21 protein-coding genes are annotated in these 20,257 nt (G+C 60.7%); 12 read left to right on the forward strand and 9 right to left on the reverse strand.

Features of this window, described 5'->3' with window-relative positions:
- Nucleotides 1-2: 2 nt before the first annotated feature.
- A complete protein-coding gene (locus OOT33_RS03635; protein WP_307748661.1) occupies nt 3-983 on the reverse strand; it encodes a KpsF/GutQ family sugar-phosphate isomerase in 981 nt (326 codons plus the stop codon).
- Nucleotides 984-1,055: 72 nt separating this feature from the next.
- Nucleotides 1,056-1,985 (reverse strand): alpha/beta hydrolase fold domain-containing protein, encoded by a 930-nt coding sequence (locus OOT33_RS03640; RefSeq protein ID WP_307748662.1) that lies wholly within the window; start codon nt 1,983-1,985, stop codon nt 1,056-1,058.
- Nucleotides 1,986-2,091: 106 nt separating this feature from the next.
- Here OOT33_RS03640 and thiE point away from each other — a divergent pair, with 106 nt between their 5' ends.
- The 5 genes from thiE to OOT33_RS03665 all read left to right on the forward strand — a co-directional run bounded on the left by thiE (nt 2,092) and on the right by OOT33_RS03665 (nt 5,797).
- Nucleotides 2,092-2,787: a thiamine phosphate synthase gene (gene thiE / locus OOT33_RS03645; protein WP_307748663.1), complete on the forward strand. Its 696-nt coding sequence runs from the start codon at nt 2,092-2,094 to the stop codon at nt 2,785-2,787.
- A 130-nt stretch (nt 2,788-2,917) separates the two neighbouring features.
- Nucleotides 2,918-3,427 carry a DapH/DapD/GlmU-related protein gene (locus OOT33_RS03650; RefSeq protein ID WP_307749282.1) on the forward strand — a complete coding sequence of 170 codons (510 nt, stop codon included), beginning with the start codon at nt 2,918-2,920 and terminating at the stop codon, nt 3,425-3,427.
- On the forward strand, nt 3,424-3,738 hold the full coding sequence (locus OOT33_RS03655) for a phosphopantetheine-binding protein (protein ID WP_307748664.1): 315 nt from the start codon (nt 3,424-3,426) through the stop codon (nt 3,736-3,738). Before OOT33_RS03650 ends, OOT33_RS03655 begins: the two co-directional genes overlap by 4 nt.
- The gene (locus OOT33_RS03660) at nt 3,717-5,078 is read left to right on the forward strand and encodes an AMP-binding protein (RefSeq protein WP_307748665.1); all 1,362 of its coding nucleotides are present in this window, start codon (nt 3,717-3,719) and stop codon (nt 5,076-5,078) included. Before OOT33_RS03655 ends, OOT33_RS03660 begins: the two co-directional genes overlap by 22 nt.
- Entirely contained in the window at nt 5,078-5,797 is a 720-nt protein-coding gene (locus tag OOT33_RS03665; protein ID WP_307748666.1) for an SDR family oxidoreductase, read from the forward strand. The genes OOT33_RS03660 and OOT33_RS03665 overlap by 1 nt, the downstream gene beginning before the upstream one ends.
- A gap of 559 nt (nt 5,798-6,356) precedes the next feature.
- On the opposite strand, the gene OOT33_RS03670 is transcribed toward OOT33_RS03665, so the two are convergent.
- From OOT33_RS03670 to OOT33_RS03680, 3 genes are all read right to left on the reverse strand, one after another.
- A complete protein-coding gene (locus OOT33_RS03670) occupies nt 6,357-7,337 on the reverse strand; it encodes a hypothetical protein (protein ID WP_307748667.1) in 981 nt (326 codons plus the stop codon).
- 203 nt (nt 7,338-7,540) lie between these two features.
- Nucleotides 7,541-8,911: an IS1380 family transposase gene (locus OOT33_RS03675; protein WP_307748129.1), complete on the reverse strand. Its 1,371-nt coding sequence runs from the start codon at nt 8,909-8,911 to the stop codon at nt 7,541-7,543.
- Between the two features lie 312 nt (nt 8,912-9,223).
- Nucleotides 9,224-9,508 (reverse strand): hypothetical protein, encoded by a 285-nt coding sequence (locus OOT33_RS03680; protein ID WP_307748668.1) that lies wholly within the window; start codon nt 9,506-9,508, stop codon nt 9,224-9,226.
- Between the two features lie 384 nt (nt 9,509-9,892).
- On the opposite strand from OOT33_RS03680, the gene OOT33_RS03685 reads away from it, so the two are divergent.
- Together OOT33_RS03685 and OOT33_RS03690 are read left to right on the forward strand one after the other, a co-directional pair.
- Complete coding sequence (locus OOT33_RS03685; protein WP_307748669.1) at nt 9,893-10,522, forward strand: transposase; 630 nt, start codon at nt 9,893-9,895, stop codon at nt 10,520-10,522.
- A 344-nt stretch (nt 10,523-10,866) separates the two neighbouring features.
- Nucleotides 10,867-11,334, forward strand: coding sequence for a hypothetical protein (locus OOT33_RS03690; protein ID WP_307748670.1), 468 nt, complete (start codon nt 10,867-10,869; stop codon nt 11,332-11,334).
- A gap of 105 nt (nt 11,335-11,439) precedes the next feature.
- On the opposite strand, the gene OOT33_RS03695 is transcribed toward OOT33_RS03690, so the two are convergent.
- On the reverse strand, nt 11,440-11,655 hold the full coding sequence (locus OOT33_RS03695; protein ID WP_307748671.1) for a hypothetical protein: 216 nt from the start codon (nt 11,653-11,655) through the stop codon (nt 11,440-11,442).
- 166 nt (nt 11,656-11,821) lie between these two features.
- Here OOT33_RS03695 and OOT33_RS03700 point away from each other — a divergent pair, with 166 nt between their 5' ends.
- From OOT33_RS03700 to OOT33_RS03710, 3 genes are read left to right on the forward strand one after another with little or no spacing between them, the layout of a single operon-like run.
- Complete coding sequence (locus OOT33_RS03700) at nt 11,822-12,451, forward strand: transposase (RefSeq protein ID WP_307748669.1); 630 nt, start codon at nt 11,822-11,824, stop codon at nt 12,449-12,451.
- Nucleotides 12,452-12,497: 46 nt separating this feature from the next.
- Nucleotides 12,498-12,689, forward strand: coding sequence for a hypothetical protein (locus tag OOT33_RS03705; RefSeq protein WP_307748672.1), 192 nt, complete (start codon nt 12,498-12,500; stop codon nt 12,687-12,689).
- Between the two features lie 46 nt (nt 12,690-12,735).
- The gene (locus tag OOT33_RS03710) at nt 12,736-12,927 is read left to right on the forward strand and encodes a hypothetical protein (RefSeq protein WP_307748672.1); all 192 of its coding nucleotides are present in this window, start codon (nt 12,736-12,738) and stop codon (nt 12,925-12,927) included.
- Between the two features lie 30 nt (nt 12,928-12,957).
- Here OOT33_RS03710 and OOT33_RS03715 read toward each other — a convergent pair whose 3' ends face one another.
- The 3 genes from OOT33_RS03715 to OOT33_RS03725 all read right to left on the reverse strand — a co-directional run bounded on the left by OOT33_RS03715 (nt 12,958) and on the right by OOT33_RS03725 (nt 16,556).
- Nucleotides 12,958-13,857 carry a hypothetical protein gene (locus OOT33_RS03715; protein WP_307748673.1) on the reverse strand — a complete coding sequence of 300 codons (900 nt, stop codon included), beginning with the start codon at nt 13,855-13,857 and terminating at the stop codon, nt 12,958-12,960.
- A 437-nt stretch (nt 13,858-14,294) separates the two neighbouring features.
- Nucleotides 14,295-14,819, reverse strand: coding sequence for a hypothetical protein (locus OOT33_RS03720; protein ID WP_307748674.1), 525 nt, complete (start codon nt 14,817-14,819; stop codon nt 14,295-14,297).
- Between the two features lie 801 nt (nt 14,820-15,620).
- The gene (locus tag OOT33_RS03725) at nt 15,621-16,556 is read right to left on the reverse strand and encodes a DUF808 family protein (protein WP_307748675.1); all 936 of its coding nucleotides are present in this window, start codon (nt 16,554-16,556) and stop codon (nt 15,621-15,623) included.
- 260 nt (nt 16,557-16,816) lie between these two features.
- Between OOT33_RS03725 and OOT33_RS03730 the strand changes: the two genes are divergently transcribed.
- Nucleotides 16,817-18,961 carry a DPP IV N-terminal domain-containing protein gene (locus tag OOT33_RS03730; protein ID WP_307749283.1) on the forward strand — a complete coding sequence of 715 codons (2,145 nt, stop codon included), beginning with the start codon at nt 16,817-16,819 and terminating at the stop codon, nt 18,959-18,961.
- A gap of 71 nt (nt 18,962-19,032) precedes the next feature.
- A complete protein-coding gene (locus tag OOT33_RS03735) occupies nt 19,033-20,253 on the forward strand; it encodes an aromatic amino acid transaminase (RefSeq protein WP_307748676.1) in 1,221 nt (406 codons plus the stop codon).
- Nucleotides 20,254-20,257 lie beyond the last annotated feature (4 nt).

Here is a 20,257-nt window from a genome sequence, read left to right on the forward strand (position 1 = left end):
TGTCAGGCCACGCCCGCGCGCAGCAGATCATGCACATGCAGCACGCCGACCGGAACGCCTGACTCGTTCACCACCGGCAGCACCGAGATCGCGTGCCGGTTCATCAATGCCAGCGCCTCGGCCGCCAGTGTCTCGGGCTTCACCGAAACCGGCGTGCGCGTCGCGATTGCGCCTGCCGTGCGGTCCATCAGGCCAGCCATGTTGCGCCGCAAGTCGCCATCGGTGACGACACCAGCCAGCTTGCCGCTCTCCGGCTCGGTCACGATCGCCATGCCAAAGCCTCTGGCCGTCATGGCGAGCAGGGTTTCGGCCATGCCCGCGTCAAACGGGACGATGGGCAGTTCTTCGCCGCCATGCATGATCTCTGCCACGCGGCTCAACTGCGCGCCGAGGCGGCCGCCGGGATGAAGCTGATGGAAATTCTCCGCCGCGAAGCCGCGCGCTTCCATCAATGCGATGGCGAGCGCGTCGCCAAGCGCCAGCATCAGCGTGGTCGAGGTGGTCGGCGCGAGGCCATTGGAACAGGCCTCAGGCGCGTTGGGCAGCAGCAGCCCATAATCCGCCGCGCGCATAAGCGCGCTGTTGCTTCGTGCCGAGATGGCGATCAAGGGTATCTCGAAGCGGCGGATATAGGCGAGAATGTCCTTCAGTTCTGCAGTCTCACCGGAATTCGACAGCAGCAGGCAGACGTCGTCCCGCGTGATCATGCCCAGGTCGCCATGGCTTGCCTCGGCCGCATGGAGGAAGATCGCCGGCGTGCCGGTTGAAGCCAAAGTGGATGCAATTTTCCGGCCGATATGCCCTGATTTGCCTATCCCTGACACAATAATCCGGCCGGGCGCATCAAGCATTGCCTCGACTGCGCGCTCGAATTCAATAGGAATAGTATCCGCAAGCATTTGTAATGCTTCGGCTTCAGTCGTCAAAACCCTGCGCGCGGCGGCGAGAATCTGAACGTCTGGATCCCTGACGAGTTTTATCATTACTGGCTCGTCTATCGAAGCAAGGCACGATATTCAAGTTTTTGCAATGCAGCATGACGGCGAAGCGAGTGCTCAGCGCGGCGGGATGAGCCTCTTGAACGTCGCCAGGATTGCTTCAAGCTCCGTCTGCGCAGAGGGGATAGCGGCGCGCATGGTCAGGAACCCGTGCGTCATCCCCGCCGCTTCATGCGCTACCACTTGCACGCCAGCCAACTCGAGCGCAGCAGCATAGGCCCGGCCCTGATCGCGCAGTGGATCGAGCTCCGTCGTCACCACCAGCGCAGGGGGCAGACCCACTAGGTTCCCCGCCATGGGCGAAGCCCGAAAATCCGTATCATCGGGGCGAAAATGCTCGGCGAACCAGCGCATCAGATGCCTGTCGAGCAGATAGCCCGTCGCGAATTCCCGGAACGAGGGATAGCGCGTCGCGAGGTCTGCTGCCGGATAGAAGGCGAGCTGAGCCGCCACGGGCAGGGCGGCAGGCGTGTCACGCAACGCCATCGCCGTACTGATCGCGTAAGCGCCGCCACAGCTGTCTCCAGCCAGGATGAGCGATGTCGCCTTCACCGGAAGTGCAGCCGGGTTGCCCGCTACCCAGCGCGCTGCGGCCTCGCAATCCCGCTGGCCGGTGGGGGAGGGGTGTTCCGGCGCGCGGCGATATTCCACAGACAGAACCGGCAGATCGAGCGTGCGCGCCATCTCCGCGCACACCGGCGCATAGATGTCCACATCCCCCAGCGCCCAGCCGCCACCGTGGAAATAGAGCATCATCGGGCCGGGCGCGCAATTTGCCTTGTCGTCGAACAGGCGCAGGCCGATCGTGCTGCCGTCGGCCAGCGGCACCTCCAGCCAGCGGTCGACCGCCACAGGCTCCAGCGGCAGGTCCGTCGTGCGCGCCAGCCTGCGCACCACGCGGCGGGCGACCTCGACCGGCATCTCGTGCAACCTCGGGTGGGAAATCGCATTGTCGGCCGCGACATAGGCGGCAACATCGGGTCTCATCGGCGGCAGGTTCATGAAGGGTGCATAGCGGCAGGAGAGGGCGGGGTGAAGCGCGCGATGCGACGGGCACACTGGCACAGCGGCTCATCCCGCGCTAACAGGCGGTATGACCGACTTTACCGACGACGACCTTGCCCTCGACCCCAACTTCGCTGACCGGTTTGAGCGCGACATGCGCCGCCCGCCGTGCCAGCTCTATCTCATCTCGCCGCCCGTCATAGACGCCGCGTTCGAGGACATGCTCAAAGCCGCGTTCGATGGTGGCCCGGTGGCGGCGTTTCAGCTCCGCCTCAAGGGGCTGGAGGATGACGCCATCGCCCGCGCCGCCGAGCCGCTGCAAAAGCTGTGCGCCGATCATGACTGCGCTTTCATCATCAACGACAGCATGGCGCTCGCCAAAAGGCTGGGTGCGGATGGCGTGCATCTGGGCCAGGGGGATGGCGACCCGCGCGAGGCGCGCGCGCTGCTCGGCCCCTCGGTGCAGATCGGCGTCACCTGCCATGACAGCCGCCACCTTGCCATGGAGGCGGGAGAGGCAGGCGCGGATTATGTCGCGTTCGGCGCATTCTATCCCACGCGAACCAAGGAGACGCACCACCGGCCAGATCCCTCCATCCTCTCCTGGTGGAGCACCGTGTTCGAGCTGCCCTGCGTCGCCATCGGCGGGATAACGGCGGAAAATGCCGCGCCGCTGGTGCGCGCGGGCGCGGATTTCATCGCGGTGAGCGGCGCAGTCTGGTCACACAGCCAGGGCGCGCGTTACGCAGTTGCAGAACTGGCCGGATGTTTATCAGATCGTTGAGAAACATGGTTAATGTTAGAAGATGAAACAGTTTGAAATGGTGCGACGCACAGTATGGAGTTGGTAATCAGTTCGTGGTATTTACTCTTCCTTGGGGACGAGTGAATTCGAAGAGGCGGGGCGCGTGGCGATGTCCTATAGTCCATTGGTGCGTTTGCGGCGCTTTCTGCACGGCTTTCTGGTCGTGAAGTGCGTCAACTGGTATTATCGCACGATCTGGGGAATGCACATCGGCCCGGACTGTCGCATCTCGCTTTCCGCCAAGCTCGACAAGGCGAACCCGGACGGCATCGTCATCGGCAAGTCGACCGCGATCACCTTCGGCGCGGCGATCCTCAGCCATGATTTCGTCAACAACGTCCATTCCACCACGCGCATCGGCGATTATTGCTTCATCGGCGCGCATGCCGTCATCATGCCGGGCGTCAAGGTCGGCGATCACAGCATCGTCGCCACCGGCGCGATCGTGATGCGCGATGTGCCGCCGCACACGGTGGTGATGGGCAATCCCGCCCGCCCGATCGAGCAGAATATCCAGACCGGGCGCTGGGGCATCCGCATCCGCGATCCGCAGAATGTGCCGCCCGAAGTCGCGGTCCCCGCATCGCCCGACAAGCCAGACCTGAAAGCCGTATCATGACCCAGATGTGGGCACCTTTCGCCGGAGACGGCCAGCCGCTGATCCTCACCGCGGACGAACTGCGCACGCGCATCACATCGCTGTTCAACGAGATGTGGCGCGAGGACCGTGAGGACGAACCGCCAGCATTAGTGGATGATACCGTCCTGCTCGAAACCGGGTTCGACAGCATGGCCTTTGCGGTGCTGGTCGCGCGGCTGGACGACGAGCTGGGCTTCGACCCGTTCACCATGGTCGAGGAGCCTGTCTATCCGCAGACCTTCGCGGAGTTCGTCGCCTTCTACGCGCAATGCGCGCCCAAGCCGGAGTGACGGCACCGCTGGCGCAGGCGATTGCCGCGCTCGATCTGCCAGACGACCATGTGCTGGTCCGTTCGCCCGATCGGGCGCTGAGCGCGGGCGATCTGCGCCTGATCGCGCAGTTGGGCGTGGTGCTGGCCGGTGTCGGCGTGGCGCTGTGCATTGCCGAACCGTTCGAGATGCTGCGCGCGTTGCTGAGCCTCGATGGCCGGGTGGCGGCGCTGCTGCTGCTCGCGCCCGATCTTCCCGCCGAAACCGCACAGACCGTGATGCGCGAGGCGGGCGTGGACCGTGTCGTGACGGAACGCGAAGACCTCCCCGGCGCCATGACCCTCGACGCGCTTTTGGCAGAAGGCGGGGAGGGCGCGCCGCTCGCCACGCAATGGCTGCTCACCACCTCCGGCACCACCGGAGTCCCCAAGCTGGTGCGGCATGAGCGCGCCACGATCTTCCGCGCCGTCAAAGCGCCCCGCGCCGCCGCAGACGCAGACCGCTGGGCCATGCTCTATGACCCCAGCCGGTTCGCGGGTACGCAGGTGATGGCGCAGGCGCTGCTCGGCGGCGCGTGCCTGCTCACCCCGCGTTCCGGCATGACCACCGGCGAGACGGTCGACTGGCTGGTGGAGCAGGGCTGCACCCATATTTCGGCCACGCCCTCGCTGTGGCGCAGGCTGCTGATGGCCCCCGGCTCGATGCGCCTGCCGCTGCGGCAGATCACGCTGGGCGGAGAGATTGCGGACGACGCCATCCTCGCCGCGTTGAAGGCGCGCTTCCCGCAGGCGCGCGTCACCCATATCTATGCCTCGACCGAGGCGGGCACCGGCTTTGCCGTGCGCGATGGCAAGGCGGGCTTCCCGGCGGACTGGCTGGCGGAAGGCGCGGAGATAGACGGCGCGCGCCTCTCTGCGCGCGATGGCATGTTGTGGCTGCGCCCGCCGGGCGAAGCGCGTAGCAGCGCCGCGCATATCGTGCGCGATGATGCCGGGTTCATCCGCACCGGAGACCGGGTGGCGATAGAAGACGGCCGCGCGCGCTTCTCGGGGCGGGAGGATACCACCCTCAACGTCGGTGGCGTCAAGGTTCAGGTCGAGGCGGTGGAGGAAATCGTCCATTCCCACCCCGCCGTCGCCCAATGCCGCATCACCGCCAAGCCGAGCGCGATGATGGGCAGCCTGCTCACCCTCTCGGTCGTGCCGCGCGCGGAGGTGGAGGCCGATGCCGCCACCCTGCGCCAGGAAATCGCCCTCTGGTGCAAGAGCCGCCTGCCGCCGCCCGCGCGCCCGGCGACGATCCGCATCGTGCCGGAAATCCCGGTCAGCATCGCGGGCAAGACGGAGCGGACGGGGGCCTAATGAAGAAGATCGTCGTCACCGGCGTCTCGCGCGGGCTGGGGCTTGCGCTGGCGAAAGCGCTGCTGGAAGCAGGCTATGGCGTGATCGGCCTCGGGCGCGGCGAAAGCCCGGCGTTCCGCGCGCTGGAGGCGGAGCATCCCGGCCAGACCGCCTATGTGCAGGGCGACATGGCGGATATCGCCGCGCTCTCCGGCATCGCGCGCACCATCACCAAGTCCTATGGGCCGGTCTATGGCCTCGTCAATAATGCGGCCATCGGCGGCGCGGGCGTCCTCGCCACCATGCACCAGGCCGATATGGAGCGGATCATGGCCACCAACCTGATGGGGCCGATGACGCTGACCAAATATCTGATGCGCTCCATGCTGGCGCGCAAGCAAGGGCGGATCGTCAACATCAGCTCCATCTCGGCGCAGAGCGGCTTTCACGCCATGTCCGTCTATGCCGCGAGCAAGGCGGGGCTGGAGGGATTCAGCCGCGCCCTCTCGCGCGAGGCGGGGAAATATGGCGTGACCGTGAACTGCGTCGCGCCCGGATTTCTCGAAACTGAGATGACCGAAGGCTTTGGCGACGACGCTCTAGCCTCGATCCGCCGCCGCGCGCCATTGGGCCTGCCGACATCGGAGCAGGTGGCGGGCGCCGTGCTGTATCTGCTGTCCGACGCCGCCGCGCGGGTGACAGGGACGGTGATGACGGTGGATGGGGGGAGTACGGCTTAGGAATTTGGAGCGTAATGGGCTAGGATTGCAGGTGTAGGGTTGCGAACTGAGGAGGGTGGGCGGGATGAGCAGAATATGTTTGGGGGTTATTGCAACTGTCACCGTAATTCCTGAATTACTCGATTCTGCTGCCCACCAAGGCTTTTTGACGTCATCGCCATCACGATACTGCGCTCCCACCGCATCTGTCGCATTAGTGTGATCCGTGGTCAGGTTGATTATCAAAGTTTCCCCAATTTGGTTGGGGCTACCAGCTCCGTTAAGGGCATTTTTGAGACTTGTCACACTGGAGGCGGCCTGAAGTAATCCAGGTATAATTTGTAACAACCTTTGCACCTGCTGAGAAGCGGTGCTACCCTCATATGCAATAAAAACATCAGGTAAATTGGAAGTTGAAATTTTAATACCATTGCTCAACGTATTATTATTCTTAGGATGGTTAAAAAGACCAGTAGAAGGAAGTTTTATTGTCCCTATGCTGCCAAGATTATACGTAGAACTTAATCGAGTTCCATCGTTCCACTGTATTTTTACAGGTGCCACAGACTGAGACATGAAGTTATCCTTCTTTTTTAGAAATTTCGTATTTTATCTTTATTATGTATTTCGATAAATTAGATTCTTGTGGAAAGACATTTATATATTCCTCTATCATATTTTTCTTATTATCATCAGGATGATATCTATAAGCTTCATACAAAAGCATCATATTCTCATATTTATAAAGCTCTTTTTGCTTTTTATCGCATCGACCACTCTTCCATTCGTCTGCGTTCTGAACTTCAACCTGTCGGCTGATTTCAGTTCTGTTTTTCTCAAGCATTTCATTTAGATAATTTGCAACAACAAGATTATTATCCAATGCTGATTTTAGTGCAAAAAAAGCAATATTATTATTGAATTGAAGCACCCAATTTCTATCAAAAAATATTTGATTGTTTTTAATATCATAATCTATTTCCGGTATGATATTTTTCCCTATGACATTTTCGTCATAAGCGATGTCTATGTATTTTCTTTGTCCTGTACGTAGAAATTCGTATATAGCATTATCAATAAATAAATTTTCATATAGAAATAATATGGTGCTTGGGTATTCCATGCCGTTGTTCTTATAATCATAATATTTTATTATATCTTTCCGTAGTGCGCGAATTTTGTAAAAAATCTCGCTAGCGTCGCCATTTTTATCCCAAATTCGATTTAATTCTTGGGACAGAACTACAATTTTATACACCGTTCTCCCGAAGGTTTCTTTGTCCTTTGTCCTTAGTCTTTCGCGATGTAGGTCCCACTCGGGCCAAAACGCTATATCACTCAGTTCGCTCTTGGCCATCTCTCCTGGATAATGAAAATTAATATACTCAAATGAACCAGCGCATTTCCCCTTCCAGCGAGGATCTGGTATATGCAAAGGAGCCGACGGCACCTCCTTCGCCAAATTACTGGCAGCATCGGTGTTCGTTGTAGGTGTCCCGCAGCTGACAAGCGTCACCACAACATTACAGAGTATGGCTCGCTTGCGTAGGTCTATTAGCATCGAGGAGCATCCTTACTGTTGCGCAAGCAAGCTAACCCGCACTATTCATGAGGCCTCCGCTCCGGGTTCGTGCGAGCATGGTTTGTCGGTCGCCGGGTGATCAGAGCAAGCTCCTCCGGCGGTTTTTTCACCGCGTCAGGATCGATGGGCTTTTCGAGGTTGAAGGACGAGGGCTCGGGCTTTGGGCGGCACTGCCGCGCTGGTTATGTGGGTGCCGGCCGGAGGCCGGTGGCAATGGTTCTGAACAGGCTGGCATCGGGACAGGCTGACGCGAAGGCGACGCGGATGCGCGTAGCGGTTTCGATGATGCGGGCGGCGACCTTGAGCAACCGCAGGCGCAGCGTTGCGAACTCGGCGGTGGCGAGCGCGGCAGCCTTCGGGATTTCCTGCTGGATGCGCCACACGAGCCAGTAGGCGGCGGTGTGCAGGATGAGGCGCATCTGGTTAGCATTGGCTGAGCGGCACGAGGTACGATCGCTGGCAAGCTGGGTCTTGTGGCGCTTGATCAGGTTCTCGGCGTTGCCGCGCGCGCAGTAGAGGGTGTCGTAGATATGCTCAGCCGAACCTTCGGCCAGCGAGGTGACGACATAGCGGATGTCCATGCCCAGCGTGCTGGCCTCGATCCGGGCGACGACGCGGCGCTGGCACTTCCAGCTCTTCGCGCCGTAGCGGGTCTCGGCATAGTTGCGCAGGACCGGATATTGGCGCTGAGCCCGCTTAACCGCGCAGGCATCGGCGGCAGCGACGATTTCGGGATCAGCACGCAGCGCGGCGTTGGTCGGCAGGCCGAACACGTAGTCGACGCCGGCCGCCTCGCAGAAGGCCATGACCTCGGGCCGGCCATAGTGCCCGTCGCCGCGGATGGTGATGTGCGTTTCGGGCCAGTGCCGGCGCAGATGGCGCACCAGGCGCCGGATGTGGCCGGCAGCTTCGGCGCCCGACGGTGTCTTGCCGGTGCGCAGCAGCATCGCCACCGGTCGGCCGGTGGCAGTGTCGTAGACATGGATCGGCAGGAAGCAGCGCTCGCCATGATGCCCGTTCCAGAAGGAGAGCTGCTGATAGCCATGAACAACGTCACAGGTGTCATCGATATCCAGCGTCACCGCCGCCGGCGCGGCGGGGTAGCTGGTGCAGTAGATGTCGATCATCGCGGCCATCATCCTGGCCAGCTCGCGTGTGGTCGGCGCATTTTCCCACCGGCTCATCGTCGGTTGGCTGGCCAGCCCCGCGCCCGATCCCGGCAGCTTGCCCAGCGCCAGGCGGAAGCCCGGATCGTCGCGCAGAGCGTCGAGATCATCGGCGTCTTCATAGCCGCAGGCGATCGCGAACACCCGGGCACGCAGGATGTCATCAAGGCGATGGATCACCCGCACAGGGTCCCGCGGATCGGCAATGCAAGCCGCAAGCCGCCGGCAAAGCCCCATCGCGCGCTCGGCCTGTGCCAGCAGCAGAACACCGCCATCCGAGGTGAGCCGACCTCCGTCGAACGCGGCTGTGATCTTCTTGCGCCCGATCGCTGGAAACGAAAATCCCGGCGCGCTATCATCGCTCCCGGCGGGTGTGGCCCGTGGCATAAATTGCCTCGCTGCAGGACTGGTCTAGACACCCATTTTCCTACATCAAAGCAATCGCTTACACCACTCCCGCCAACCCTTCTGACCAAGCCCGATGAATAAGCCGGGCTAAACGCCGATTCGCCTCATCCAATCCCGCCTGTCTTGGCCCGGTATCCACCGGCACTACCCGTCCCTTGGCGCCATTGCCGGGTGAGGGCATATAGATCCAGGTGGTGCCGCCCGTATCGGCGGCCGCTTGTCTGTAAAGGGCCTTCGCCCTGCCCTCGTTGACGGGCACGCCATTCCCCTCCTCGAACCTGATACCAAGATCTAGCTGGGCCTGTTTGTCGCCGGCGCGGGCGCGAGAAGCGAGCGACTGAAGTTCGCTGTCCGCAGCGCCGGGATGAGCGATATGCCCATATAGCTTGAGGAGGCGCAGGCGCTGGTGGCCAGCAGCGCGGCGGGGAGCAGCAGCGTTTTGACGGTGAAGAGCGGCCGGAAGCGGCTGTGCGCATGGCTGGCTTTTGCGCACACCTGGGCGCGTCGCGCGGGCGGCTGCACCGCCTGCCTCGCGCAGGACGCGGTTTTACTCGGTCCGCGTAATGTTGCGCGCATGTTATCGCACCATGTCATTATCAGGCCCACTCTCATACTGGTTGGATAATATTTTCATGGGGTGGTCAAGGACAATAGAACATCCATTTTGGACGTATTGTGCTTGACACGGATGGCTATGGCACATTTGCTTGAGTTTTATGGCATATGTCTCATACTGGGACACGATATGCTTGGATATGACTTGCCGGTTACATGAACGGCTGTGTGGGTCCGAGCTCTGCCGGTGCCGTGTCTGAACAGCGGGAATGACTGGCATTATCGCTCCCGCCTGATTATGATTACGGTGACAGTTGCAATAACCCCCAAACTCTCTTATCCACTTCGTCATGGCCCGGCTGCCCCGCGTTGTCCTTTCATGTCCTTTCAGGAATCCCCCATCACGTGACCCAGCGCGGTAACCGGCGCGAGCGGACATTTTTTGAGGACGGGGATTTTGCGCTGTACCTCGATCTGCTGGCGGATGCTGCGGAACGGGCGCATGTGGAGATCTGGTCTTATTGCCTGATGCCTAATCACGTTCATATCGTGGCCGTTCCTTCCGATCCGGATGGGCTGTGGCGGACTTTCAGGCGGCTGCACCGGGAGTATACCGGCTTTATCAATGCCCGGATGCGGGTGACCGGCCATCTGTGGCAGGGGCGCTATGGATCTGTCGCGATGGACGAAGCGCACTTTGTGACGGCGCTGCGCTATGTTGCGCTCAACCCCGTTCGAGCGCGGTTGGTGGAACGGGCGCAGGATTGGCAATGGTCGAGCACACGGGCGCTGATCGCGGGCGCAAGCACCCGGTTCGTCAATGTCGCCCCCGCGCTGGAGCGGGTGGGAGACTTCGCCGCATTCCTCGGTCAGGAGTTCGACGAGGCTCTGAGCTATGCCGCGTTGCGCAAGGCCGAGAGCGTAGGCCGCCCGATCGGCTCGCGCGAATGGCTGGCGGACGTGGAAACCCAAACCGGCCTGAGCCTGATCCCCAAACCGCGCGGCCCCGCGCCAAAGCCGACGATAAAGCTGTGAGTATGGGGTTATTGCAACTGTCACCGTAATTCACCGTAATTCCGCATTCCTCGGTCAGGAGTTCGACGAGGCTCTGGGCTATGCCGCGTTGCGCAAGGCCGAGTGCGTAGGCCGCCCGATCGGCTCGCGCGAATGGCTGGCGGACGTGGAAACCCAAACCGGCCTGAGCCTGATCCCCAAACCGCGCGGCCCCGCGCCAAAGCCGAGGATAATGCCGTGAGTATGGGGGTTATTGCAACTGTCACTGTAATTGTGTCACTGTAATTGTGGCGGAAAAAATGTATTTCCGCGTTGGCCTCAGGATCATGCTGCGGTAGACCCATTTAGGCACCCTGGATACTGAGATGATCGAAGCATTAGCTGACATGTTCGCAACCGCGCAGGCTCCCCAAATCGTTTGGGAGGGAAAACCTGTTTACGCGATCTATGAAATCATCCCTGCTCCCAATGGTGTGATTGTAGAGTTCTTGAGCGCGACCGCAGTTCCGGTACAGGGTCTGACATTGAAAGCCAGCGGAGGAGTGCTTGTAGTCAATGGGGTGGAAGCCCCCGAGATGCTGCTGTGGTGCGACACCGCCCCTGATACGGTTGTCGTTCAGGTGAAACAGGAACCAGGCAAGAAAGTCGTTCTCAAGCTCTGGAACATCTGGCGTGGGAATATGGGGGGAGTAGATGTTACCCAGGCATGGTTAGGCAACGCGGGGATGCGAATAGAATGTAGCCAAGGTGGGCGAGAGCTGTTGCTTCGCTGTAGCGATGGCGAGGGCTCTGTCGACTTCGGTGACTTAGAAGCGCGCGTTACGATCACTTAACACGTCTCTGGGGTCACCCCGCGAGGTTTTGTCCTCGGTGATGGGTGCGGCGTGTGATGCACGCCCTTGAGAGCGTAGTAGGATGATCGGCGCGCGGGCTTCTCCCTAATCCACTGGCGCGAGTACGGCGGTGATGCGTTGTTGGGCGATGAAGGCGTCGATGAGGCGGATGACGGTCTGCTGATCTTCCCGTCCTAGTTCTTCGAGCGCCTGAAATCTGCGGAACAGCCGGATGTTGGCGAGATCGGACTCTTCGGTGCGAGTGCCGGGGTGACAGGGATTACGGTGACAGTTGCAATAACCCCCAAACTCCGCGCTCACCAAAAACCCCCTGTCCTACAGCCCGCGCCCTCTGATACAGCACACACCAAGGTCCATCGTCCCCGCCTTGCGATTACGGTGACAGTTGCAATAACCCCCAAACTCTCTTATCCACTTCGTCATGGCCCGGCTGCCCCGCGTTGTCCTTTCAGGAATCCCCCATCACGTGACCCAGCGCGGTAACCGGCGCGAGCGGACATTTTTTGAGGACGGGGATTTTGCGCTGTACCTCGATCTGCTGGCGGATGCTGCGGAACGGGCGCATGTGGAGATCTGGTCTTATTGCCTGATGCCTAATCACGTTCATATCGTGGCCGTTCCTTCCGATCCGGATGGGCTGTGGCGGACTTTCAGGCGGCTGCACCGGGAGTATACCGGCTTTATCAATGCCCGGATGCGGGTGACCGGCCATCTGTGGCAGGGGCGCTATGGATCTGTCGCGATGGACGAAGCGCACTTTGTGACGGCGCTGCGCTATGTTGCGCTCAATCCCGTCCGAGCGCGGTTGGTGGAACGGGCGCAGGATTGGCAATGGTCGAGCACACGGGCGCTCATCGCGGGCGCAAGCACCCGGTTCGTCAATGTCGCCCCCGCGCTGGAGCGGGTGGGAGACTTCGCCGCATTCCTCGGTCAGGAGTTCGATGAGGCTCTGAGCTATGCCGCGTTGCGCAAGGCCGAGAGCGTAGGCCGCCCGATCGGCTCGCGCGAATGGCTGGCGGACGTGGAAACCCAAACCGGCCTGAGCCTGATCCCCAAACCGCGCGGCCCCGCGCCAAAGCCGACGATAAAGCTGTGAGTATGGGGGTTATTGCAACTGTCACTGTAATTCCGCGCTGGAGCGGGTGGGAGACTTCGCCGCATTCCTCGGTCAGGAGTTCGATGAGGCTCTGAGCTATGCCGCGTTGCGCAAGGCCGAGAGCGTAGGCCGCCCGATCGGCTCGCGCGAATGGCTGGCGGACGTGGAAACCCAAACCGGCCTGAGCCTGATCCCCAAACCGCGCGGCCCCGCGCCAAAGCCGACGATAAAGCTGTGAGTATGGGGGTTATTGCAACTGTCACTGTAATTCCGCGCTGGAGCGGGTGGGAGACTTCGCCGCATTCCTCGGTCAGGAGTTCGATGAGGCTCTGAGCTATGCCGCGTTGCGCAAGGCCGAGAGCGTAGGCCGCCCGATCGGCTCGCGCGAATGGCTGGCGGACGTGGAAACCCAAACCGGCCTGAGCCTGATCCCCAAACCGCGCGGCCCCGCGCCAAAGCCGACGATAAAGCTGTGAGTATGGGGGTTATTGCAACTGTCACCGTAATTACCATCTATCTTTAGAATCTTTTAAATCCCCTCCAACCGGCCGATTGGTGTTGACAAGAATGAAGTTGTTCGGATGAAGGCCAGTTCTGTTACTGTACGATCCATTAAATATATTCTTATTGTTAATAACTTGATCGACGGTCATGTGCTCACCGCTAGGTAAGCTCAACATTCTGTCAAATGTATTTGCGTATGCCGATAAAAATTTGGACCCGTTATCAGAAAAATAGCCTCCGTACGCCGATGGAACAAGTTGAAACGCACGAAACACGTCGTCGCCAAGTATATCTTGCGCCTGGATGCCGTTAAATGTTCCAGAGAGCGCCTTTTTTGCTACTTCTCCATGACCTCTTAGTCCGTGAGAAAATTCCCTCACATAAATATGACCCAGCTCATGCCAAATCGCAGACGCCGCAAAATCCGCCGCCGAAATAAACCCTAAAGCGGTTCGGTCCTGGACCGAAAATTTCCCTCCTCCTAACGAAGTCCAGTCGTTCAGATTTCCAGTGAACACATCTATCTTGGCAGTGGTGAATTTTGGTACAATAAGGTCAACCGATTCTGAAATTCCATAAGAGCTATCTAATACGATATTAGTAGTTAGATACAAAGAAGGCTCATTCGTTGTTTGTGCATAAGCTCTGTTATCATTATTCAGATCATTTTTTCCTCGAATTTCTATAGGCGATCCTGTCCATGTTGCAGCAGCGTGCGCGGCTAGCGCCTGCCTAAATATTGCTGTACTCGGTGAATTTTCTATAGGCCTCACAAAGCTTTGAACAACCGAGAGAGGCACGTCATAGAAAGTTATCGCAGGTGTATTATATGTAGAATTTGCTGGAAGCGTTATAACCCTCCCCCCATTGGATACGACCAATGTGTTACCCAAACTACCCATACAACCTCCGAATTACTTTATAAACATTATACCGTTAAAAGTTGTGCCCTCGCCGCAATCGACGATACCTTCAAACAATGTTACCCGAATCCAAGTATTATTCTTTGGCCATGGAACATCTTCTCGTTTGATTATTAAATACCGCACATGCCAATTCATATCGTTAACGCGATATTTCACCAAAGGCGGGCCATTAAAAAACACGTTTTCTTCGATTTCCTTTGAATTAACCTGTGTTTCTATGCCATTTGTAGTTACTATTTTGCAATAATCTGGAGTTATATCGCGCCTATAATGCTTATTTTTTTCTAAAAAAATTGATAAATATTCCGATTTACTTATACCGCAAGACGACAGAAAAATTGACAAAGTGGTCACGACTACTGAAATAGATAATCTATTGCACAAATTATTGTTCGACGCCTTTAACATAAAATTCACTCGCAACTACCATTGCATAATACTACAAAGCCGAGCCGCTTCTTCGCCTCATCCAACCCCGCCTGTTTCGGCCCCGTATCCACCGACACCACCCGCCCTGGTGCACCATTGCCGGGCGATGGCATGTAGACCCACATGGTGCCGCCCGTGTCCGCCGCCGCTTGTCCATAGAGCGCCTTCGCTTTCCCTATATCAAGGGGTACCCCATTCCCTTCCTCAAACCGGGTGCCCAGCTCCAGCTGCGCCTGCTTTTCGCCCGCGCGGGCGCGGGAAGCGAGGGATTGCAGCTCGGCGTCGCTTGCGTCGGGGACGAGCGATATGCCCATATAGCTTGAGCTGGCGCAGGCGCTGGTGGCCATCAGCGCGGCAGGGAGGAGAAGGGATCTGATGGTAGAGAGCGACCGCGAGCGGCTGTGCGAATGGCCGGCTTTGGCACGCGCCTTGTCGCGTCGCGCGGGCGGCTGCACCGCCTGCGTCGCGCAGGACGCGGTTTTACTCGATCCGCGTAGTGTTGCGCGCATATTATCGCACCATGTCATTATCAGGCCCACTCTCATACTGGTTGGAGAATATTTTCATGGGGTGGTCAAGCACAATAGAACATCCATTTTGGACGTATTGTGCTTGACGCGGATAGCTATGGCACATTTGCTTGATTTTTAGGGCACATGTCTCATTATGGGACACGATATGCTTGGATATGACTTGCCGGTTACATGAAACTCCGTGCGGGTCTGGGCTCTGCCCGTGCCGTGGCTGAACAGCGGGAATGACTGGCATTATCGCTCCCGCCCCGCCTGGGCGATGCTGGTCTGTAGCGGCGAGAGCAGGTAGGAGATGATGCGCCGCGTGCCGGTGCGGATGTCGGCGGTGGCGGCCAGCCCGGATCACGGGATCACGGTGACAGTTGCAATAACCCCCAAACTCCGCGTTCACCCAAAAACCCCCTGTCCTACAGCCCGCCCTCTCTGATACACCCCCTCCCAAGGTCCATCGTCCCCGCCTTCCGCGTGGCAGGCCCCGCGCCGCATCCCGCCGCCTGACGCTGCTTGTCTCAGGCCCGCCAGCGGCACGTCTGGCCTCCCTCTCGTTTGAGAGAACAGCGCGCCGAGGCATGGTATAGACGCGGCCTTGCGAACCGGCGCGACGGGCCATGCTCGCCCGCGCCACCCAAACAAACCCTCGGGCGGCGGGAGTGGCTGGCCCGGTCTATGGCTCTTTCATAATCCTGAAAAACCACGCCCGCGCGCGCCGCTCAGCGCCGAAGGTCATGAGCTCGACAGCCCCCTACAGGGCGTGACTTTCGTGACTTTCGGGCGGCCTCAGTGCCTCAGCTTCGCCACGCCGCTAAGCGCCAGCACGATCACCCCGCCCAGCACCAGGCCGCTCAGCGCCGCCAGCGCCGCGCCGGTGAACCAGCCCAACACGCTGCCTAACGCTCCGCCCATTGCCCCAGCCTGCTCCGCCAGATGCGCGATCGGATGGCCGGGGAAGGGCAGGCCCAGCTCCTCCAGCCCATGCACCACGATCCCGCCGCCGACCCACAGCATCGCCGCCGTACCCACCACGGTGAGGCCAGCGAGCAGCGGCGGCATCGCGTTCACCAACAGCGCGCCCAGCCCGCGCGTCAGGCCATCGCGGCGGCACAGGTGCAGGCCGATGTCATCGAGCTTCACGATCAGCGCCACCACGCCATACACCGCGAGCGTGATGAGCAAGCTGACGACCACGAGGATCACGCCCTGCTCCCACAGCGGCGTATCGGCCACGCTGGCAAGCGCGATCGCCATGATCTCCGCAGAGAGGATGAAGTCGGTGCGAATCGCGCCCTTGACCGTCGATTGCTCGACCTGCGCCGCGTCCGTCGGCTGCACCAGCGCCTCGGCCTCATGCGCCTCGTGCGGCAGCCATTTGCCGATCAGCTTCTCCGCCCCCTCAAAGCAGAGATAGGCTCCGCCCAGCATCAGCAACGGGGTCAGCGCCCAGGGCGCAAGCGCGCTCAGCAGCAGCGCGGCGGGCAGCAGGAACAACAGCTTGTTCCGCAACGAGCCAAGCGCGATGCGATAGACGATCGGCAGCTCGCGGTCCGGCGTCAGGCCCGTGACATAGCGCGGGGTCACGGCGGCATCGTCGATCACCACGCCCGCCGCCTTGGTGCTGGCCTTGGCGGCGGCGGCGCTCACGTCATCGAGCGAGGAGGCGGCGAGCTTCGCCATTGCGGCGACATCATCGAGCAGGGCAATCAGGCCGACGGACATGGGGTTTCCTTGGAATTGAGCAAGGCCCCATGTGGGGCAAGCGGGCAGAAGGGTCAATGATCGACGAGTTGAAGCGGCCGCATCGTTTTGTCGCTTGTCAGGGGCGGTATGTCGGGTAGGAATTGGTGCGCCCCCCGGAGACACTCCCCATGTTTCGCGCCGCAGTCCTCCTCTCCCTTGCCGGAGCCATGCTGATGACCCAACCGCTTGCTGCGAAGGGCAGGAAGCCCGCCGCGCCGCCGCCGCCTTCGCCGCTCGTCATGCCCGCGCAAAAGCCCTTGAGCCTGGAGCGCATCTTCGCCAGCCCGGATCTCGCGGGCAGCCAGCCGCGCGCGATGAAGCTCTCGCCCGATGGCAAGCTGGTCACGCTGCTCAGGAACCGCGCGAACGACAAGGACCGCTTCGACCTCTGGGCGATAGACACGGTGACGGGCAAGGAGCGGATGCTGGTCGATTCGCTGAAGTTGGGGAGCGGGGCGGCGCTGTCCGAAGCGGAAAAGATGCAGCGCGAGCGCGCCCGCATCGGCGGCACGCGCGGCATCGTGTCCTATGACTGGTCGCCCGACGGCAAGCGCATCCTAGTGCCACTGGATGGCGAGCTGTTCCTCGCCGCGCTGGAGGGGGAGGCTGTGCGCCTCGGCGCGGCGGGCGCGCTCAACCCGGCGGTCAGTCCGAAGGGGCGGTATCTCTCGTTCGTACGCGGCGGCAACATGGTCGTGCTCGACATCGCGACCCGGCAGGAGAAACAGCTCACCCAGGGCGCGAGCGACACGGTGAGCTGGGGCGTGGCGGAGTTCGTGGCGCAGGAGGAGATGGACCGGCAGGCGGGATACTGGTGGTCCCCTGATGACGCGCATATCGCCGTGGCGCGGGTGGACGAAAGCGGTGTCGCCATCGTCAACCGCGCGGCGATCGGGGCGGAGGGGACCAAGATCTACCCTCAGCGCTATCCGCTGGCGGGCACGGCGAACGCGGTGGTCGAGCTTTATGTGATGGACCCGCTCGGCGAACGGCAGGTGAAGGTCGATCTTGGCGAAGACAAGGACATCTACCTCGCCCGTGTGGATTGGGCGAAGGATGGCAAGACGCTCTATGTCCAGCGCGAGAGCCGCGACCAGAAACGGCTCGATCTGCTCGCCGTCGATCCCGCAACCGGCGCGGCGAAGGTGATCCTTACCGAGACAGCGAAGACCTGGCTCAACCTGCACAACAATTTCCGCGCGCTGGCAGACGGCAGCTTCCTGTGGTGGTCGGAAAAGTCGGGCAACGGACATCTCTATCATGTCAGTGGTACCAAATGGACCGCGCTCACCAGCGGCGCGTGGCAAGTGCGCGACGTCATCGGGCTGGACGAAAAGCGTGGGGTCGTGTGGTTCACCGGCAACCGCGAGACTCCGCTGGAGCAGCACGTCTATAGCGCGCCCCTGTCCGGCAAGGGCGAGGTCAAGCTGCTGACTGAGCCGGGCTGGTGGAACGGCGGGGTGATGGACAGCGCGGCGGGCAGGATCATCGTCAGCCGCTCCAGCCCGGAGCAGCCGGTGCAGCTTTATCTCGCCGACAAGGACGGCAAGCGCCTGCGCTGGCTCTCGGAAAACGCGCTCGATGGTGCCCACCCTTATGCGCCCTATCGCTCCGCCCATGTGCACACAGTTTTTGGCTCCATCAAGGCGAAGGATGGCAGCGACCTCTTCTACAAGCTGCTGACGCCAAAGCTGGAGCCGGGCAAGCGCTATCCGGTCTTCATGATCCATTATGGCGGGCCGGGCGCCGGGCGTCAGGTGACGAGGGCGTGGGGCGGGGTGTTGCAGCAATATCTGGTGCAGCGCGGCTGGATCGTGTTCGCCATCGACAATCGCGGCACGCCGGACCGGGGCAAGGCGTTCGAGGATGAGATCCATCGCGCCATGGGCGGCGTGGAGGTGGAAGATCAGCTGGCCGGGGTGGATTGGCTGAAGGCGCAACCCTTCGTAGATCCAAAGCGCATCGCAACCTATGGATGGTCCTATGGTGGCTATATGACGTTGAAGCTGTTGCAAAAGGCGCCGGGCGTGTTCGCGGCGGGGATCGCGGGTGCGCCGGTGACGAAATGGGAGCTGTATGACACCCACTACACGGAGCGTTATCTGGGTGATCCCAACGCCAAGCGCAGCGCCTACCCCGCCTCCAATGCTCTGGCGGATGTAGCGCAGATCAGCGATCCGCTGTTGCTGCTACACGGCATGGCGGATGACAATGTCGTGCTGGAGCACAGCACCGCCTTCATGACCGCGATGCAGGAGGCAGGTCGCCCGTTCGAGCTGATGCTCTACCCCGGCCAGACCCATCGCTTCGCTGGCGAAGGCGTAAATGTGCACGAATGGCGCACGATAGAGCGCTTTTTGGCGAAGGTCGTGGCGGGTGACTGAATCTCTGATGTCTTCCGGGGCTTTGCTCCTTATAGGGCGATGATCGAGCGACGAACAGGCAAGTAGAACCTATGAGTACCACCCAGGCAGCCGACATGGCCAACGCCGCCCTTTCGCCTTTCGGGGCGCTGGAGCATCAACCGGGAGATGCGCTGCTGTCGCTCATCGTCGCCTGCGCTGCGGATCCGCGGCCCGACAAGATCGACCTCGGTGTCGGCGTCTATCGCGATGCGAAGGGCGAGACGCCGGTGCTCGACTGCGTGAAGCTGGCGGAGCGGCGGCTTGTGGAAGAGCAGGGCAGCAAGGCGTACCTCGGTGCGGACGGCAACCGGGTCTTCGTCTCCCTGCTGGGTGACGTCGTGTTCGGCGAGGGCATGGGAGGCAGGAGCTATCATACCGCGCTGCAGACGCCCGGCGGCACTGGCGCATTATGCCTCGGCGCGGAGCTCATCGCGCGGGGTAATCCGGGGCGCAGCATATGGATGGGTGAGCCGACATGGCCCAACCACGCGCCGATCTTCCGGAAGGCGGGCGTGCCGATCAAGACCTATGAGTATTATGACGTCGCGGCGATGCGCGTCCGTTTCGACCTTCTGGTTCAGGCGCTCGAGCAGGCGGAGAGGGGGGACGTGTTTCTGCTGCATGGATGCTGTCATAACCCTACCGGAGCGGAACTGACGGGTGACCAGTGGCAGGAAATAAGCCGGATCATGAGCGCGCGCGGCCTCGTACCCTTTGTTGATGTGGCGTATCAGGGGCTTGGCGATGGACTGGCGGAAGACGCGGCGGGCGTCCGCGCGTTTCTGAACACCGCGTCGCAAGCCCTGGTGGCCGTCAGCTGCAGCAAGAATTTCGGCATCTATCGCGAGCGCACCGGCGCGCTCTATGTGCTGGCGGAGACGGCCGACGAGGCGGCGCGCTGCCATGAAAATCTGGTGTCGCTGAGCCGGGTATTCTGGTCAATGCCGCCAGATCATGGTGCCGCCATCGTCGCGGCGATCCTAGAAAACCACGAGCTCAAGCAGATGTGGCGGCACGAACTGGGCGAGATGCGGGATCGAATCAACAGCCTGCGAGGTCAGCTCGCTGCCGCACACCCGGCCTTCGCGCCGCTGGCTAGCCAGCGCGGCATGTTCGCTACACTCCCGCTCAGTCCAGAGGCCGTCCTTTCGCTCAAGGAGGGGCATGGCGTGTATATGACATTGTCCGGCCGGATCAATATCGCGGGGTTGGGGGCGGAGACCGTTTCCCGCTTCGCCGAGCTGGCCGTGCCCCTGCTTGGGCGCTCGTAGCAAG

This window comes from Sphingobium sp. DEHP117 (assembly GCF_030867385.1).
Classification (GTDB): domain Bacteria; phylum Pseudomonadota; class Alphaproteobacteria; order Sphingomonadales; family Sphingomonadaceae; genus Sphingobium.

Bases quoted from the DNA above. Each gene is read 5' to 3' on its own strand.
- OOT33_RS03635 (WP_307748661.1), bottom strand. From the start codon at position 983: ATGATAAAACTCGTCAGGGATCCAGACGTTCAGATTCTCGCCGCCGCG.
- OOT33_RS03640 (WP_307748662.1), bottom strand. From the start codon at position 1,985: ATGAGACCCGATGTTGCCGCCTATGTCGCGGCCGACAATGCGATTTCC.
- thiE (WP_307748663.1), top strand. From the start codon at position 2,092: ATGACCGACTTTACCGACGACGACCTTGCCCTCGACCCCAACTTCGCT.
- OOT33_RS03650 (WP_307749282.1), top strand. From the start codon at position 2,918: ATGTCCTATAGTCCATTGGTGCGTTTGCGGCGCTTTCTGCACGGCTTT.
- OOT33_RS03655 (WP_307748664.1), top strand. From the start codon at position 3,424: ATGACCCAGATGTGGGCACCTTTCGCCGGAGACGGCCAGCCGCTGATC.
- OOT33_RS03660 (WP_307748665.1), top strand. From the start codon at position 3,717: ATGCGCGCCCAAGCCGGAGTGACGGCACCGCTGGCGCAGGCGATTGCC.
- OOT33_RS03665 (WP_307748666.1), top strand. From the start codon at position 5,078: ATGAAGAAGATCGTCGTCACCGGCGTCTCGCGCGGGCTGGGGCTTGCG.
- OOT33_RS03670 (WP_307748667.1), bottom strand. From the start codon at position 7,337: ATGCTAATAGACCTACGCAAGCGAGCCATACTCTGTAATGTTGTGGTG.
- OOT33_RS03675 (WP_307748129.1), bottom strand. From the start codon at position 8,911: ATGCCACGGGCCACACCCGCCGGGAGCGATGATAGCGCGCCGGGATTT.
- OOT33_RS03680 (WP_307748668.1), bottom strand. From the start codon at position 9,508: ATGCGCGCAACATTACGCGGACCGAGTAAAACCGCGTCCTGCGCGAGG.
- OOT33_RS03690 (WP_307748670.1), top strand. From the start codon at position 10,867: ATGATCGAAGCATTAGCTGACATGTTCGCAACCGCGCAGGCTCCCCAA.
- OOT33_RS03715 (WP_307748673.1), bottom strand. From the start codon at position 13,857: ATGGGTAGTTTGGGTAACACATTGGTCGTATCCAATGGGGGGAGGGTT.
- OOT33_RS03720 (WP_307748674.1), bottom strand. From the start codon at position 14,819: ATGCGCGCAACACTACGCGGATCGAGTAAAACCGCGTCCTGCGCGACG.
- OOT33_RS03725 (WP_307748675.1), bottom strand. From the start codon at position 16,556: ATGTCCGTCGGCCTGATTGCCCTGCTCGATGATGTCGCCGCAATGGCG.
- OOT33_RS03730 (WP_307749283.1), top strand. From the start codon at position 16,817: ATGCCCGCGCAAAAGCCCTTGAGCCTGGAGCGCATCTTCGCCAGCCCG.
- OOT33_RS03735 (WP_307748676.1), top strand. From the start codon at position 19,033: ATGAGTACCACCCAGGCAGCCGACATGGCCAACGCCGCCCTTTCGCCT.